This is a genomic window from Sphingopyxis sp. EU05-FHT14B03 (genome assembly GCF_058790875.1).
Window position 1 is genome coordinate 311,301 of record NZ_JBYTDC010000003.1, and the last position, 14,482, is coordinate 325,782.

Below are 14,482 nucleotides of genomic sequence, written 5' to 3' on the forward strand. Positions count from 1 at the left end.
ACAGCAGCAAAGCACACGCAAGGGAGACGAGGATGGCCGAGTTTGAATTGATCGCGAGCGGATTGCGCTTTCCCGAGGCGCCGGTCGTGATGGACGACGGCAGCGTCATCGTCGTCGAGATCGAGCGCGGATGCATCACGCGCTGCTGGCCCGGCGACAGGAAGGAAGTGATCGCAACCCCCGGCGGCGGTCCCAACGGCCTCGCGATCGGTCCCGACGGCAAGCTATATTGCTGCAACAACGGCGGCTTCAACTATGTCGAATCGAACGGCTATCTGGCGCCGCACGGCATCGCGAGCGACTATTCGGGCGGCCGGATCGAACGCATCGACATCGACACCGGCGCGGTCGAGATATTGTACAAGTCGGGCGACAACGGGGTCGTTTTGCGCGGCCCCAACGACATCATGTTCGATGCGCATGGCGGCTTCTGGTTCACAGACCATGGCAAGATCGATTACAGCAAGCGGAGCCACGACATCGTCGGCATCTTTTACGCCAAGGCCGACGGCAGCTTTATCGAAGAGGTCATCTTTCCGTCGAACAACCCCAATGGCGTCGGCCTGTCGCCCGACGGCAGCATACTCTATGCCGCCGAGACCTACACCTGCCGCCTGATGAAGTTCAACATCGTCGCGCCGGGCAAGGTCGCCGCCGACGCCGGACCGGGCGGCCCCGGCATCCCGCTCTATCGCCCCGCCGGCTATAAATTCTTCGACAGCCTCGCGATGGAGGCGTCGGGCAACATCTGCGTCGCGACGATCGGCGAATGCGGGATTTCGGTGGTGTCGCCAGCGGGCGAACTGGTCGAATTCGTCGCGACCGACGACATCTTCACCACCAATATTGCGTTCGGCGGACCCGACCGGCAGGATGCCTATCTGACGCTGTCGGGCAGCGGACGGCTGGTGAAGACCCGCTGGGCGCGGCCGGGACTGCAGCTGCAATATTAGGACCAGAAACGGGAAACGCATGCACGAGGAAACCCACGCCGTCACGCGGATCGGCTGGCTGCGCGCCGCGATCCTGGGGGCCAATGACGGCATCGTCTCGACCGCCAGCCTGATCGCCGGGGTCGCGGCGGCGGGCGCCTCGGCCTCGTCGATCCTCGTCACCGGCACCGCGGGCCTCGTCGCGGGCGCGATGTCGATGGCGGCGGGCGAATATGTGTCGGTGAGTTCGCAGGGCGACGCCGAGAAAGCCGACGTCGAGCTCGAAAAGCGGCACCTTGCCGCCGATCCCGAGTTCGAGCTGGAGGAGCTGACGCAAATCTACGAGCAGCGCGGTCTCGACCGCGCGCTCGCGCAACAGGTCGCGGCGCAACTGACCGCGCACGACGCGCTCGACACGCATCTGCGCGACGAACTCGGCATGTCGCGCGAGATGGCGGCGCGGCCGATCCAGGCGGCGGCCGCCTCCGCCGCGAGCTTTACCGTCGGCGCCGCGCTGCCGCTGGCGACCGTATTTTTCGACCGCGGCGCATCGCTGCCGTGGACCGTCTCGGCGGCGTCGCTGCTCTTCCTCGCGCTGCTCGGCGCATTGGGCGCCCGGGCGGGCAATGCGCCGATGCTGCGCCCGGTGGTCCGCGTCACCTTCTGGGGCGCGATGGCGATGGCGGCGACGATCGCGATCGGGTCGCTGTTCGGCGCGGTGGCGGGTTAGCGCGCGAGCAGCCACTCGCGCAGCGCCACCGCATTGTTCCGCTCTTCGCTCTTCGCGGCGTAAAGCAATGTCACGGGACCCGCCTTCGCGGCGGCATCGAGGGTGAACAGCGCCGCTTTCACCTCGTCTCCGCCGCCGTCGAGCTCGGCAAAATAGCCATGGCGGAATGCGTCCCACGCCTCATCCGAATCGGCTGTCGCATGATGAAAGCGTTCACGCAGATCGTCGCTGGGCGACAGCGGCTTCAGCCAGGCGGCGAGCGCGGCCTTCTCCTTCGACACCCCGCGCGGCCACAGCCGGTCGACGAGGAAGCGGGTGCCGTCGTCCGACCCGGCCGGTTCGTAAATGCGTTTCACCGCGATTGTCAGGGGCGCTGCCATCTGTATGACTATCGACCATCCCGCGTTCGCGGGCAAGCAGCCGGAGGGGTCCGCACATGAATGAAACCGGATGGGCGATCGACATCGATCGCGATGATATTGCGCGTGCCGCGCTTGTGGCCGATCCCGCCGCGCCGCTGGCGCCGGGACAGGTCCGCGTGCGCGTCGACAGCTATGCGATGACCGCGAACAACATCACCTATGCGGTGTTCGGCAAGCCCGCCGGACTGTTCGGCAACGACCAGGGCTATTGGGATTTCTTTGCCGAGCAAGACACGCCGGGCCGTCTCCCGGTGTGGGGATTCGCGACCGTCACGGAGAGCGACGCCGACGGCGTGACGGTCGGCGAGACTTTCTATGGCTATTATCCGATGGCGAGCCATGCCGTGCTCAATGTCGGCAACGCCGGCGCCGGCGGCTTCACCGATGTGACGCCGCGCCGCACCACCCTGCCCCCGATCTATAACCAGTATCAGCGGATCGGCGCGCTGCCCGACTATCGCGCCGCCGACCATGATTATTGGCCGGTGTTCCGCCCGCTGTTCCTGACCGGCTGGCTGATCGCCGACCAGTTCGAGGATGAGGGCGACTATGGCGTCCAGCAGATCCTGATCGCGAGCGCGTCGAGCAAGACCGCGATCGGCCTCGGCTTTTCGCTCGCGCAGCGCGGCGGGCACCGCCCCGAAACGATCGGGCTGACCAGCGCCGCCAATGTCGACGCGCTCGCCGCGCAGGGCATCTACGACCGCGTGATCAGCTATGACCAGATCATGACGCTCAACGCCGCGACACCCGCCGCGCTCGTCGACATGGCGGGCAATGGCGCGGTGACGCGCGTCGTGCACAGCCATTTCGGCGGCCAGCTGCAGGCGTCGATCATCGTCGGCAAGTCGCATTGGGATGCGCAGGCCGATGTCGAGGGGCTGCCCGGCCCCGAGCGCCAGGGATTCTTCGCCCCCGGCCGCAGCCAGAAACGCATCGCCGACTGGGGCGGTCCGGCGTTCGGGCGGAAGATCGCCGAAGCCTGGCTGGCGTTCATGGACGTCGCGCCGCGACTCGCGACGATCGACAAGCGCCACGGCGGCGAAGCGGCGCTTGCCGCCTATCGCGAAATGCTGTCGGGCGACGCCGACCCGAAGGCGGGCATCCTGGTCTTGCCCGCCTGATCCGATCCCCGGCTCCGCCCGTCGATTGGCGGTGCGGAGCCGCCACTTTTCGTGTATGAAAAGGCCCCCGCCGTCGCGGGGCCAGAACAGAAACGCCGGTCGCTGCAACGGGCGTCTTTCGAAAATCGTCGCTCGCCAAGTCCGAACAATCCCGATCATGGGGGATGGAGGGCGACATGGGTAGTTTTCTCGAAGATCTGGCGCTGAAGGCGATCACTGCGGTCGCCGGCCGTAGCGGAGTCAATGAATTCCTGATCGACAAGCTGGTCGACGGCGCGCGCAACCGCCCGCATCCGTGGAGCACGCGCTATGATTATATCTGCTGGGACGGGCTGACCGACCGCAGTTACAATGCGCGGCTGCTGTCGGCGAACCGTTATCCCGATGCCGAAGCGATGCGCAGCCGGCGACCGCCCGAAAACAGCGTCGCGGCGCTGTTCGCTCCCGGTCCGGGCGGGCAGCGCCCCTGCGCCAAATCGACCTGCCTGTTTCCGGCCTTTGCCCAATATCTGACCGACGGCTTTATCCGCACCCAGTTGTCGAACGACGACGCGCTGACCAACCGGCGGCGCACGACGAGCAATCACGAGATCGACCTGAGCGCGCTCTATGGCCGCACCCGGCGCCAGACCGATGTGTTGCGGCTGCGCAGCGAAACCGCGGGGCACAAGGGCCGGCTCAAGACCCAGACGGTCGGCGGCGAGGAGTGGCCGCCCTTCCTCTATCGCGACGACGGCAGCATCGACCCGCATTTCCTGGCCGACGACGGCAGCCAGATTCTCGACCCGCCGCTCGGACTCGATCATGCCACGCCCGAAGGGAAAAAATCGCTGTTCGCGGTGGGCGGCGACCGCGCCAATGCCTCGCCGCAGGTGACGATGGTCAACACCCTGTTCCTGCGCGAACATAACCGGCTGGCGGCGATGCTCGACGCACAGAACCCCGGCTGGGACGACGAGCGCGTGTTCCAGATCGCGCGCAACATCCTGATCTTCATGTTCATCAAGATCGTGGTCGAGGAATATATCAACCACATCAACACATCGGCCTTCCGCTTTCGCGCCGATCCGGAGGTCGCGTGGGAAGCCGACTGGAATCGCCCCAATTGGATGACCGCCGAGTTCAGCCTGCTCTATCGCTGGCATTCGCTGGTGCCCGAAACCCTCGCCTGGGGCGGCGCGACGCTGCCGGGTGCCGGACTGTTGCTCGACAACCGGCTGGTGCTGCGCGACGGGCTGGCAACCTCGTTCGCCGAGATTTCGGCAAACAACGCGATGCAGATTGGTCTCCACAATTCGGCGAGCTTCCTGATCCGGGCCGAGACCAAGGCGGTCGAACAGGCACGCGTAAACCATATCGACGGCTATAATGCCTATCGCGCCGCCATGGGGCTCGACCGGGCCGAAAGCTTTCGCAACATCGTCGGCAAGAGCAAGAATGCCGCCGAGGATGCCCGCCGCAAGGCCCTCGCGAGCGAGCTGGAGGCGCTTTACGGCACGCCCGACAATGTCGAATTCTATGTCGGCCTGTTCGCCGAGCCGGTGGGTCACAACGGCCCGCTGCCCGACCTGATCCTGGCGATGGTGGCGATGGACGCCTTTTCGCAGGCCCTGACCAACCCGCTGCTCAGCCGCCATGTCTATGGCGATCCGGCGAACCGCGAACTGGCCTTTACCGCCAAGGGCCTCGAAGCGATCGAGGCGACCCGCACGCTGCGCGACATATTGACACGCAACGCCCGCGGGCTCGGCGAGCGTTTCGTCGGGATGACGCGGCGCGACTGGCGGCGCGACTGAGGGGGAAGATCGGCGAATGGCGGTTTGACGCGGCGGGCAAATTTCGCTCTAGCCGCGCCATGTCCATCACCACCGTCATCTTCGACTTCGGCGGCGTCATCACCGCGTCCCCCTTTGAAGCTTTCAACCGGCTCGAGGCCGAGCGCGGGCTGCCGCACGATTTCGTGCGGCGGGTCAATGCCGCCAACCCCGACGACAATGCCTGGGCGAAGTTCGAGCGCGCCGAAATCGACGCCGCGACCTTCGACACGCTGTTCGCGGACGAGGCCCGCGCTCTCGGGCATGAATTGGAAGGCAGCGCGGTGCTGGCGGTGATCGCGGGGGCGGTAAGGCCCGACATGGTGACGGCGCTCGACACGCTGAAGGCGAAGGGCTTTCGCATCGGGTGCATCACCAACAATGTCCCCGGCGGCAAGATGGGGATCAAGGGCGCCGGCATGACGCGCAGCGAGCAAGCCGCGCAGGAAGTCGCGCGCATCATGGCGCGCTTCGAGCATGTCATCGAATCGAGCAAGGCCGGCGTGCGCAAACCCGACCCCGCCATCTATCTGATGATGTGCGAAACGCTGGGCGTCGCGCCGGCCGAGTGCGTCTATCTCGACGACCTCGGCATCAACTGCAAACCCGCCGCCGGCTTGGGCATGCACGCGATCAAGGTGACGAGCGGCGAACAGGCGCTCGCCGACCTGTCGGCGGTGCTGGGGATCGCGCTGCCCTGACGCGTCAGTGGGCGAGCAGCAGCGCGATGCGCCCGCTCGTCACCAGATAGCGCGTCACCCCGCCGAACAGCGTCTCGCGCAGCCGGCTGCGGCCGAAGGCGCCCATGACGATCAGCCCCGCCCCCATGTCGAGCGCGGCGCCCTCGAGCGTCTCTTCGACCGACAGCGTCCCGCGCGGGATGACCCGCGCCTCGGCATGGATGTCGTGGCGCGAGAGATAGGCGAGCGCATCGGTCGCGGGCAGCCGTCCGTCATCTTCGCCGACGCCAACCAGTTCGACCCGCCGTCCGGCAAGCAGCGGGAGCGCGGCGCGCAGCGCGTGCGCGGCCTCGGGACTGCCGTTCCAGGCGACCATCGCGGGCGCATCGAGATCGAGCGTCGCCGCGTCGCGCGGCAGCGCCAGCACCGGCGCGCTGATCGCCAGCGCAAGGTCGCCGGGGAGCAGGCCGGGTTCCTTCCAGCGATCGTGCCCGGCGCCCGGCAGGCTGACGATCGCGAGGTCGGCGAAGGTCGCCGCCGCCGCGAGCGACGCCGCGATATCGCCGTCGGCGGCGGCGATGTCCCACGGCACATCCTCCTTCGCGAGCCGCGCCGACAGCGCCGCGTCGAGCGCGGCATCGTCGATCTGCGCCTTCGCCATCGCCTCGGTGGCGAGATAGGTACCGCCGAACGGATCGACCGCGATGAATTGCTGGAACGGCGTCGCGATCATCAGCGTGACATGCGCGCGCTGTCGCCGCGCGATAGCGAGCGCGGTCTGCAACCGCCCTTCATTCGCGCTATCATGATCGGCGTGGACGAGAATCGAACGCATCGGGACCTCCTGTGCTGATGGGGTCCCTCTTGGCGTCAGCCGGATGCCCCATCATTGACCGGGGTCAAATTTGCGCCGGCGATGCGCAATTGCGCCGCTTCGTCGAAAATGCGCGTCAGCACCGGCTCGGTATCGGCGACGCGCATCGCGACCTGGAATTCGACCGGCGCGAGCGCGGGCAGCCCCGCGAGTTCGACCAACGCCCCCTCGGCCATCGCGCCGCGCACCATCGGTTCGGGAAAGATGCCGACGCCGCCGCCCGCCCGCGCGATGTCGATCATCATCCGCGCATTGTTGCAGAGGTTGAGCGATTTCTGCGCGATGCGCGACGACCGGATCGCCTCGCGCATCCGGCCGTGGATCGGCGAATGGCTGGCAAGCGACCAGACGGGCACCGAGGCGCCTTCACGCCCTTCGGCAAAGGCCGCGGCGGTCGCTGGACTCGCCAGCCAGACCAGCGCGACCTCGCCGATCGGCCGCGTCTTGAGCGCCGGATGCGCGACCGGCCCGGCGGCGAAGGCGATGTCGGTGCGCCCGGTGAGCAATTGCTGGATCAGGTTCGCGGTGAGGTCGATCTCGATCTCCAGCCCGACCCCCGGCATCTGGTCCTTGAGCGCCGCGACGAAGGGCGGCAGGCAGCTTGCCGCCGCGATCTCGCCCGCGCCGATCCGCACCACCCCGCTCGCCTCGGCAAAACCGCCCGAGCCGAGCAACGCGCGCTGCATGTCGCGCAGGAGCGGATCGCAATCGCGCACCAGCTTGCGCCCCGCCGCGGTCAGCGACATGCCGCGCCCGTCGCGCCGGAACAGGGTGGCCCCCATCCGCTGCTCCAGCTCGCGCATGCGCGCCGACACCGCCGGCTGGGTCGTGTTCAGGCGCTCGGCCGCCGCCGAAAAGGTTCCCAGCCGGTCGATCCACAGTAGGGTTTCGAGATGGTAGAGCGAGATGCGACTGATAGACATCATTTATGCATAGCGGAAAATTAGAATAATTAGAATTGATGGATCAAATGCGCCAATGTCGGCGCCGATCACCCATCAAGGAGGCTGTTTCATGGGGAACAAGCGCTATTCCGACGCCGCCGCCGCACTCGAAGGACTGCTCTTCGACGGCATGCAGATTTGTGCGGGCGGCTTCGGCCTTTGCGGCATTCCCGAACGGCTGATCGACGCGATCCGCGACGCGGGCACCAAAGACCTGACGATCGCCAGCAACAACGCCGGCATCGACGGCGAAGGGCTCGGCAAGCTGCTGCGCACCAGGCAGGTCCGGAAGATGATCAGCAGCTATGTCGGCGAGAACAAGGAGTTCGAGCGGCAATATCTGGCCGGCGAACTCGAAGTCGAATTCTGTCCGCAGGGCACGCTCGCCGAACGCTGCCGCGCGGGCGGCGCGGGCATCCCCGGCTTCTACACCAAGACCGGCGTCGGCACGCTCGTCGCCGAGGGCAAGGAAGTGAAGAATTTCGACGGTCAGGACTATATCCTCGAACGCGGTATCTTTGCCGACCTCGCGATCATCAAGGGATGGAAGGCCGACGAGAGCGGCAACCTCATCTTCCGCAAGACCGCGCGCAACTTCAACCAGCCAATGGCGACCGCGGCGAAAATCTGCGTCGCCGAGGTCGAAGAGATCGTGCCGACCGGCAGCCTCGACCCCGACGCCATCCACCTGCCGGGCATCTATGTGAAGCGGATGATCGTCGGCGCGCCCTATGACAAGAAGATCGAGTTCCGCACCGTGCGCCCGCGCCAAGAAAACGTCGGCGCGGCGTGATGCGCGCCGTCGCCCTGACCGGCGCACTGTTGCTCGCGGGCTGTGCGAGTGCGCCGGCCGAGGTCGCAACAACGCCTCCGCCGCCCGCCGCCGCCGCGCCGGTCGAAGCGGCCAAGCCCCCGGTCGCGCTGCAATATCTTTATGGCTCGCCCGAGGCGGCGGTTGCGGTGCGTACGACCAATGCGCGGATCGCCGACTATGGCGTGGGACGGATCAAGCAGCGGCCGAAGGACAGCGTCGTGCTCGCGCCCGGCGCGGGCGTCGATGCCCCGGCATTCGAGCCGTGCGGCGACAAACCCTTTGCCGCGGTGTTCGACGCTGACGAAACGTTGATCTGGAACCTGGGTCCGATGCGCCACTTCGCCGAGACGGGCACCAGCTTCGACCCAAAGGTCTGGGACCAGTGGGAAAAGAGCGGCGCGGGCAAGGCGGTCGCGATGCCGGGCACGATCGAGATGGTGAACGCCCTGCGCGCCGCGGGGATCACCGTGATCGCCAACACCAACCGCAGCGCCGCCAATGCCAAGGGTAGCGAGGATACGCTGCGCGCCGCCGGGCTTGGCGAGTTCAAGCATGGCGAGACCTTGTTCCTGATGGGCGACGACGCCGGCGGATCGAGCAAGGACGGCCGCCGCGCGGCGATCGCATCGAAATATTGCGTCATCATCCTTGGCGGCGACCAGCTCGGCGATTTCAGCCAGCAGTTCAACGTCAGGGATTTGCCCGCGGCGCAGCGCATGGCGCTCGCGACCAGCGCGGGCGCCACCGCATTATGGGACAAGGGCTGGTTCCTTTTCCCCAATCCCGTCTATGGCCCCTGGGAAAAGCTGGGCTGGGACGACGCTTTCCCCTCCGACAAAAAATGGGAGCCGAAATAATGGCCTGGACGCGTGATGATATGGCGGCGCGCGCCGCGAAGGAACTGCAGGACGGCTATTACGTCAACCTCGGCATCGGCATCCCGACTTTGGTTGCGAACCATATCCCCGCGGGGATGACGGTGACGCTGCAGTCGGAGAATGGCATGCTCGGCATCGGGCCCTTCCCGCTGGAAGGCGACGAGGACGCCGACCTGATCAACGCGGGCAAGCAGACGATCAGCGAGCTGCCGCAAACGGCCTATTTCAGTTCGGCCGACAGTTTCGCGATGATCCGCGGCGGGCATATCGACCTGACCGTGCTCGGCGCGATGGAAATCGCCGAAAATGGCGACATCGCCAACTGGATGATCCCGGGCAAGATGATCAAGGGCATGGGCGGCGCGATGGACCTCGTCGCCGGGGTCAAGAAGATCATCGTCGTGATGGAACACAACGCCAAGGACGGCAGCCCCAAGTTCATCCCGGCCTGCACGCTGCCGCTGACCGGACAGAATGTCGTCGACATGATCATCACCGACCTCGCGGTGTTCAAACGCGACGACCATGACAGCCCGTTCCGGCTGATCGAACTCGCGCCGGGGGTGACGGCCGAGGACGTCGCCGAAAAGACGACGGCGCATTATATTGCATGATGTCGCGGCGGGTCCCGGCTCCGCCTGGCTGATCGTCGGCGGGTGGCTGTCGGTTCTGGCCGCGCTGCTGCACATCGCCTGCATCTTCGGCGGCCCCGACTGGTATCGGTTTTTCGGCGCCGGCGAGGGCATGGCGCGCGCCGCCGCGCGCGGCGACTGGACGCCGACGCTGATCACGCTGGGGATTGCCGCCGTGCTGATGGTCTGGGCCGCCTATGCTTTTTCGGGCGCCGGGTCGCTTCCGCGCCTGCCGCTGCTGCGGACCGGGCTGATCGTCATCACCGGCGTCTACTTGCTGCGCGGGCTGGTCTTTGTGCCCCTCCACCTGTGGCGGCCGCAGCATAGCGACAGTTTCGCGATCTGGTCTTCGCTGATCGTGCTGGTCTATGGCGCGGTTTACGCGGTCGGGACGTTCAAGGCCTGGCGCCATCTGGCACCGTGAGCCGCTGCGGGGGTGACGGCGGGGGAAGTCGCCGCTAAGACGACAGCCAAATATAAGGTCGCCATTCAGTCACGAGTCCATGAAGCGCTTTTTCCTTGTTCTGATAGCCCTCGCCGTGCTCGGCTCGGCGGGCTGGTTTGGCCTTGGTGCCTCTGGTGGCAGCCACACGCTTGCCAGCATCCCGATCCCGATGGCAGCCCCCGAGAACCTACCCGACACGCCGGCGGAATGGCGCGGGCGGATCGACTATCGCGCGCTCGACAAGCAATTGACCGACCTGGCGCAGCGCCCCGAAATGGCCGGGCTGGCAGTGGCGGTGGTCGAAGACGGCAAGCTGAGCTTCGTGCGCGCCTATGGCGTCGCCGACCGGTCTACCGGCACGCCGGCCACGCTGCAGACCCTGTTCCGCTGGGCCTCGGTTTCCAAGACCGCGACGGGCGCGATGGCCGCCGCGATGGCCCGCGACGGCCGGATCGATCTGGACCGTCCGGTCGGCGCTTCGCACGCATCGCTGCGCCTGCCCGGCGGCGCCGAAGCGCGGATCACGCTCGCCGATGTGCTGGCGCAGCGCACCGGCCTCACCAAAAACGCCTATGACGAGAAACTGGAGGAAGGGCAGGACCCGGCGTTGCTGCGCGCCAGCCTTGCCACCGCGCCGCTGCAATGCGAACCCGGCACCTGCCACACCTATCAGAACATCGCCTTCGATACCGCGAGCGAGATATTGGGGCGCGCTGCGGACAAGCCGTTCGGCAAGGCGGTCGAGGACCGCTTTTTCCTGCCCCTCGGCATGGTCAGCGCGGGTTACGGGATGGCGCGGCTGACCGGCGCGAAGGATTGGGCGAGGCCGCATGGCAACGGCCATGTCCGGCCGGTCAAGGAGGCCTATTGGCGCGTTCCCGCCGCCGCGGGGGTCGAGAGCGATATCGTCGATTTCGCCACATGGATGCAGGCGATGATGGGCGCCCGCCCCGAGGTGCTGCCGGCCGCGACGTTGCAGATCGCCCATCGCCCGCGCGTCGGCACCGCGCGGCTCTATGGCGGCGCCCTGCGTCAGGCCACGAACGAGGCGTCCTATGGCCTCGGCTGGCGGAACTTCACCTATGAGGGCCACCGGCTCGAGGGCCATTCGGGGGCGGTCTCGGGTTATCGCGCGACGATGATCTTCGAACCGGCGACGCGCACGGGCGTCGTCGCGCTGTGGAACAGCGATTTCGGTTTCCCCTTCCGCATCCCCTTCGCGGCGATCGACAGCTATCACAAGCGCGCGGGCGCCAACTGGCTCGACCTCAGCGAACTGCCCCAACAGGGCGGCGCCGCGGCCAAAGCGCGCCCGATTGCCGAGGAAACAAAGGGATAATCGTCCCGAACCGGCAGGGCAATCGAGGGCTGGCGGCGCCTCTGGCACCGCGCTAGGACTATGGTCTTGGGCGCCGAATCATCCTTGACCGCGCAACGCCACACCGCCGTCGGCACCGATGCCAGGCGGCCCCCCTTTCACATCTGGCTGGTCAAGCCGACGCGCTACGACGACGACGGCTATCCGCTGCAATGGTGGCGGTCGATCATCCCATCGAACTCGCTCGCCTGCCTGACCGGGATCATCGAGGATGCGCTGGCACGCGGCGTGCTCGCGGACCGCGAGGTGCGCATCGAGGTGGTCGACGAGATCCACAGCAAGGTCGACGCCGCGAAGATCGCCCGCTCGATCCGCCGCGCCGGGGGCGGGTTTGTCGGGCTGGTCGGGGTGCAGTCGAACCAGTTCCCCCGCGCGCTCGACCTCGCGCGCGACTTCCGGTCGGGCGGGGTGCAGGTCGCGATCGGCGGCTTCCATGTCTCAGGCTGCCTGTCGATGCTGAAGGCGATGCCGCCCGAACTGGTCGAGGCGCAGGACCTCGGCGTCTCCTTCTTCGCCGGCGAGGCCGAGGAGGGCCGGATCGACGAGGTGCTGGTCGATGCCGCAAACGGTGCGATGAAGCCCGTCTATAACTGGCTCGGCAAGACCCCGCATCTCGAGGGGGCGCCGCTGCCGCTCCTCCCCAAGGCGCAGGTCGACCGCAACATCAACCGTTACGCCAGCTTCGACCTCGGCCGCGGCTGCCCGTTCGAATGCAGTTTCTGCACGATCATCAACGTGCAGGGGCGCAAGAGCCGGTTCCGCACCCCCGACGACCTTGAGGCGATCGTGCGCGCCAATGCCGCGCAGGGCGTGTCGCGCTTCTTTCTGACCGACGATAATTTCGCGCGCAATCGTCACTGGGAGCCTTTGCTCGACCGGCTGATCGCCTTGCAGGACGAAGGACTGGGCGTCCGCATGGCGATCCAGGTCGACACCCTCGCGCACCGGATCGACGGCTTCATCGACAAATGCGTCGCCGCGGGCGCCGACCAGATTTTCATCGGGCTGGAAAATATCAATCCCGACAATCTGGAGGCCGCGAAGAAGCGCCAGAACCGCGTCGAGGAATATCGCGAGATGTTCCTAGCGTGGAAACGCCACCCGGTGGTGATCACCTGCGGCTATATCATCGGTTTCCCGAACGACAGCTATGCGTCGGTGATGCACGATATCGAGATGCTCAAGGAAGAGCTTCCCGTCGACACGCTCTATCTGAATTACCTGACCCCGTTGCCGGGCAGCGAGGATCATCGCCGGCTGGTCGACACCGGCGCGTGGATGGACCCCGATCTCAACAAATATGACCTCAACCACCGCGTCACCCACCATCTGACGATGAGCGACGAGGAATGGGAGCGCGCCTATCGCGACGCGCACCGCAGCTTTTACAGCTGGGATCATATGGAGCGCATATTGCGCCGCATGGCCGCGCTCGGTTCGAACAAGAAAAAGACGACGGTCAACCGCCTGCTCGCCTATCGCGAGGCGGTGCGGCTGGAGGGCGTCGCCAAGCTCGAATCGGGTTATGTGCGGATCAAGCGGCGGACCCAGCGGCGTCCCGGCCTGCCGCGCGAAAATGTCTTTGCCTTCTGGACCGGCTATGGCGCGCACCTGGTCCACGCGCTCGGCGGCAGCCTGGTCACCTATGCGAGGCTTTACCGGATGATGCGGCGGATCGTCACCGACCCCGACCGCTTCGCCTATCGCGACCGCGCGATCAGCGCCGATACCGGCGACGGTGCCTCGCCGCTGATCGCCGACACGCGCGCCACCGATCATTCGCAACGCCGCAACGCGCGCGCCAAAGCCGCCTGACATGCGCGTCCTGCTCACCGGATCGACCGGCTGGCTTGGCCGCTATCTGGCGCCGATGCTGCGCGGCGCGGGGCATCAAGTCGTCGGCCTCGACATCGTCCCCGGCGACGACACCCAGATCGTCGGCACCGTCGCCGACCGCGCGCTGGTCGACCGGATCTTCGCGGACCACGGCATCGAGGCGGTCATTCACGCCGGGGCGCTGCACAAGCCCGATATCGTGCGATACCCGCGCCAGGCGTTTGTCGATGTCAACGTCAGCGGCACACTGAACCTGATCGAGGCCGCGGTCGCGGCGGGCAACGACCGGTTCCTCTTCACGTCGACCACTTCGCTGATGGTGCGCGCCGATGTGCGCGACGGCGCCGGCGCGGCGGGCGCGTGGTGGATGGACGAGGATTTCGGCCCGCTCGAGCCGCGCAACATCTATGGCATCACCAAGCTCGCCGCCGAACAGGCATGCCGGCTGGTCCACCGCGAGCATGGTATCGCGGCCCTGATCCTGCGCACCGGGCGCTTCTTTCCCGAGGACGACGACACGCTCGCGGTGCCAAGCGGCCTGAACCTCAAGGCGAACGAGTTGCTCAACCGCCGCCTGACCGTCGAGGATGCCGCCGCCGCGCATCTTGTCGCGCTCGAACGTGCGCCCGCTATCGGCTGCGACACCTTCATCCTGTCAGCGCCGCCGCCCTTCGCCCGCGACGAAGCGGCGGAACTCGCCCGCGATGCACGCGCGGTGATCGCGCGCCACCATCCACAAGCCGAAGCGCTTTATGCCGCGCGCGGCTGGGTGCTGCCCGAGCGGATCGACCGCGTCTACGACCCGTCGCGCGCCGAGCGGCGGCTGGGCTGGCGGGCGAGCACCGATTTCGGCAGCGTGCTGGCGGCGCTCGCCGACGGGGCGCCGCTGCCCTTCGCCCATGATCCCCATTATACGTCGCCGATCGTCGCACAGCGCCGCCACCGGCGCGCGGACGATCTTTGCACCAACTGACGTGTG

15 protein-coding genes are annotated in these 14,482 nt (G+C 66.9%); 12 read left to right on the forward strand and 3 right to left on the reverse strand.

The genetic code is table 11. The features are described from left to right. Nucleotides 1–32 precede the first annotated feature (32 nt). Both AC3WS4_RS18040 and AC3WS4_RS18045 read left to right on the forward strand, forming a co-directional pair. On the forward strand, nt 33–953 hold the full coding sequence (locus AC3WS4_RS18040) for an SMP-30/gluconolactonase/LRE family protein (RefSeq protein WP_187141199.1): 921 nt from the start codon (nt 33–35) through the stop codon (nt 951–953). 19 nt (nt 954–972) lie between these two features. Beyond that, nucleotides 973–1,662 carry a VIT1/CCC1 transporter family protein gene (locus AC3WS4_RS18045; protein WP_492737108.1) on the forward strand — a complete coding sequence of 230 codons (690 nt, stop codon included), beginning with the start codon at nt 973–975 and terminating at the stop codon, nt 1,660–1,662. On the opposite strand, the gene AC3WS4_RS18050 is transcribed toward AC3WS4_RS18045, so the two are convergent. Then, a complete protein-coding gene (locus tag AC3WS4_RS18050; protein ID WP_492737110.1) occupies nt 1,659–2,042 on the reverse strand; it encodes a DUF488 domain-containing protein in 384 nt (127 codons plus the stop codon). The two genes, AC3WS4_RS18045 and AC3WS4_RS18050, sit on opposite strands and share 4 nt — an antisense overlap. A gap of 56 nt (nt 2,043–2,098) precedes the next feature. On the opposite strand from AC3WS4_RS18050, the gene AC3WS4_RS18055 reads away from it, so the two are divergent. The 3 genes from AC3WS4_RS18055 to AC3WS4_RS18065 all read left to right on the forward strand — a co-directional run bounded on the left by AC3WS4_RS18055 (nt 2,099) and on the right by AC3WS4_RS18065 (nt 5,723). Beyond that, the gene (locus AC3WS4_RS18055; RefSeq protein WP_492737112.1) at nt 2,099–3,208 is read left to right on the forward strand and encodes a DUF2855 family protein; all 1,110 of its coding nucleotides are present in this window, start codon (nt 2,099–2,101) and stop codon (nt 3,206–3,208) included. Nucleotides 3,209–3,384: 176 nt separating this feature from the next. Then, a complete protein-coding gene (locus AC3WS4_RS18060) occupies nt 3,385–5,004 on the forward strand; it encodes a peroxidase family protein (RefSeq protein WP_492737114.1) in 1,620 nt (539 codons plus the stop codon). A gap of 59 nt (nt 5,005–5,063) precedes the next feature. Continuing rightward, nucleotides 5,064–5,723: an HAD-IA family hydrolase gene (locus AC3WS4_RS18065; RefSeq protein ID WP_492737116.1), complete on the forward strand. Its 660-nt coding sequence runs from the start codon at nt 5,064–5,066 to the stop codon at nt 5,721–5,723. Between the two features lie 4 nt (nt 5,724–5,727). Here AC3WS4_RS18065 and AC3WS4_RS18070 read toward each other — a convergent pair whose 3' ends face one another. Both AC3WS4_RS18070 and AC3WS4_RS18075 read right to left on the reverse strand, forming a co-directional pair. Beyond that, nucleotides 5,728–6,537, reverse strand: a complete 810-nt coding sequence (locus AC3WS4_RS18070; protein WP_492737118.1) for a universal stress protein — start codon at nt 6,535–6,537, stop codon at nt 5,728–5,730. Between the two features lie 35 nt (nt 6,538–6,572). After that, nucleotides 6,573–7,499: a LysR family transcriptional regulator gene (locus AC3WS4_RS18075; protein WP_056347189.1), complete on the reverse strand. Its 927-nt coding sequence runs from the start codon at nt 7,497–7,499 to the stop codon at nt 6,573–6,575. Between the two features lie 91 nt (nt 7,500–7,590). Here AC3WS4_RS18075 and AC3WS4_RS18080 point away from each other — a divergent pair, with 91 nt between their 5' ends. The 7 genes from AC3WS4_RS18080 to AC3WS4_RS18110 all read left to right on the forward strand — a co-directional run bounded on the left by AC3WS4_RS18080 (nt 7,591) and on the right by AC3WS4_RS18110 (nt 14,476). Then, complete coding sequence (locus AC3WS4_RS18080) at nt 7,591–8,313, forward strand: CoA transferase subunit A (RefSeq protein WP_492737120.1); 723 nt, start codon at nt 7,591–7,593, stop codon at nt 8,311–8,313. Continuing rightward, complete coding sequence (locus tag AC3WS4_RS18085) at nt 8,313–9,191, forward strand: HAD family acid phosphatase (RefSeq protein WP_492737122.1); 879 nt, start codon at nt 8,313–8,315, stop codon at nt 9,189–9,191. The genes AC3WS4_RS18080 and AC3WS4_RS18085 overlap by 1 nt, the downstream gene beginning before the upstream one ends. Further along, nucleotides 9,191–9,826: a CoA transferase subunit B gene (locus tag AC3WS4_RS18090; protein WP_056345845.1), complete on the forward strand. Its 636-nt coding sequence runs from the start codon at nt 9,191–9,193 to the stop codon at nt 9,824–9,826. The genes AC3WS4_RS18085 and AC3WS4_RS18090 overlap by 1 nt, the downstream gene beginning before the upstream one ends. Further along, nucleotides 9,819–10,268, forward strand: a complete 450-nt coding sequence (locus AC3WS4_RS18095; protein ID WP_056345843.1) for a hypothetical protein — start codon at nt 9,819–9,821, stop codon at nt 10,266–10,268. The genes AC3WS4_RS18090 and AC3WS4_RS18095 overlap by 8 nt, the downstream gene beginning before the upstream one ends. A gap of 79 nt (nt 10,269–10,347) precedes the next feature. Continuing rightward, complete coding sequence (locus tag AC3WS4_RS18100; protein WP_492737124.1) at nt 10,348–11,628, forward strand: serine hydrolase domain-containing protein; 1,281 nt, start codon at nt 10,348–10,350, stop codon at nt 11,626–11,628. Nucleotides 11,629–11,694: 66 nt separating this feature from the next. Continuing rightward, nucleotides 11,695–13,482, forward strand: coding sequence for a B12-binding domain-containing radical SAM protein (locus AC3WS4_RS18105; protein ID WP_492737126.1), 1,788 nt, complete (start codon nt 11,695–11,697; stop codon nt 13,480–13,482). A gap of 1 nt (nt 13,483) precedes the next feature. Continuing rightward, entirely contained in the window at nt 13,484–14,476 is a 993-nt protein-coding gene (locus AC3WS4_RS18110; protein WP_492737128.1) for an NAD-dependent epimerase/dehydratase family protein, read from the forward strand. Nucleotides 14,477–14,482: the final 6 nt, after the last annotated feature.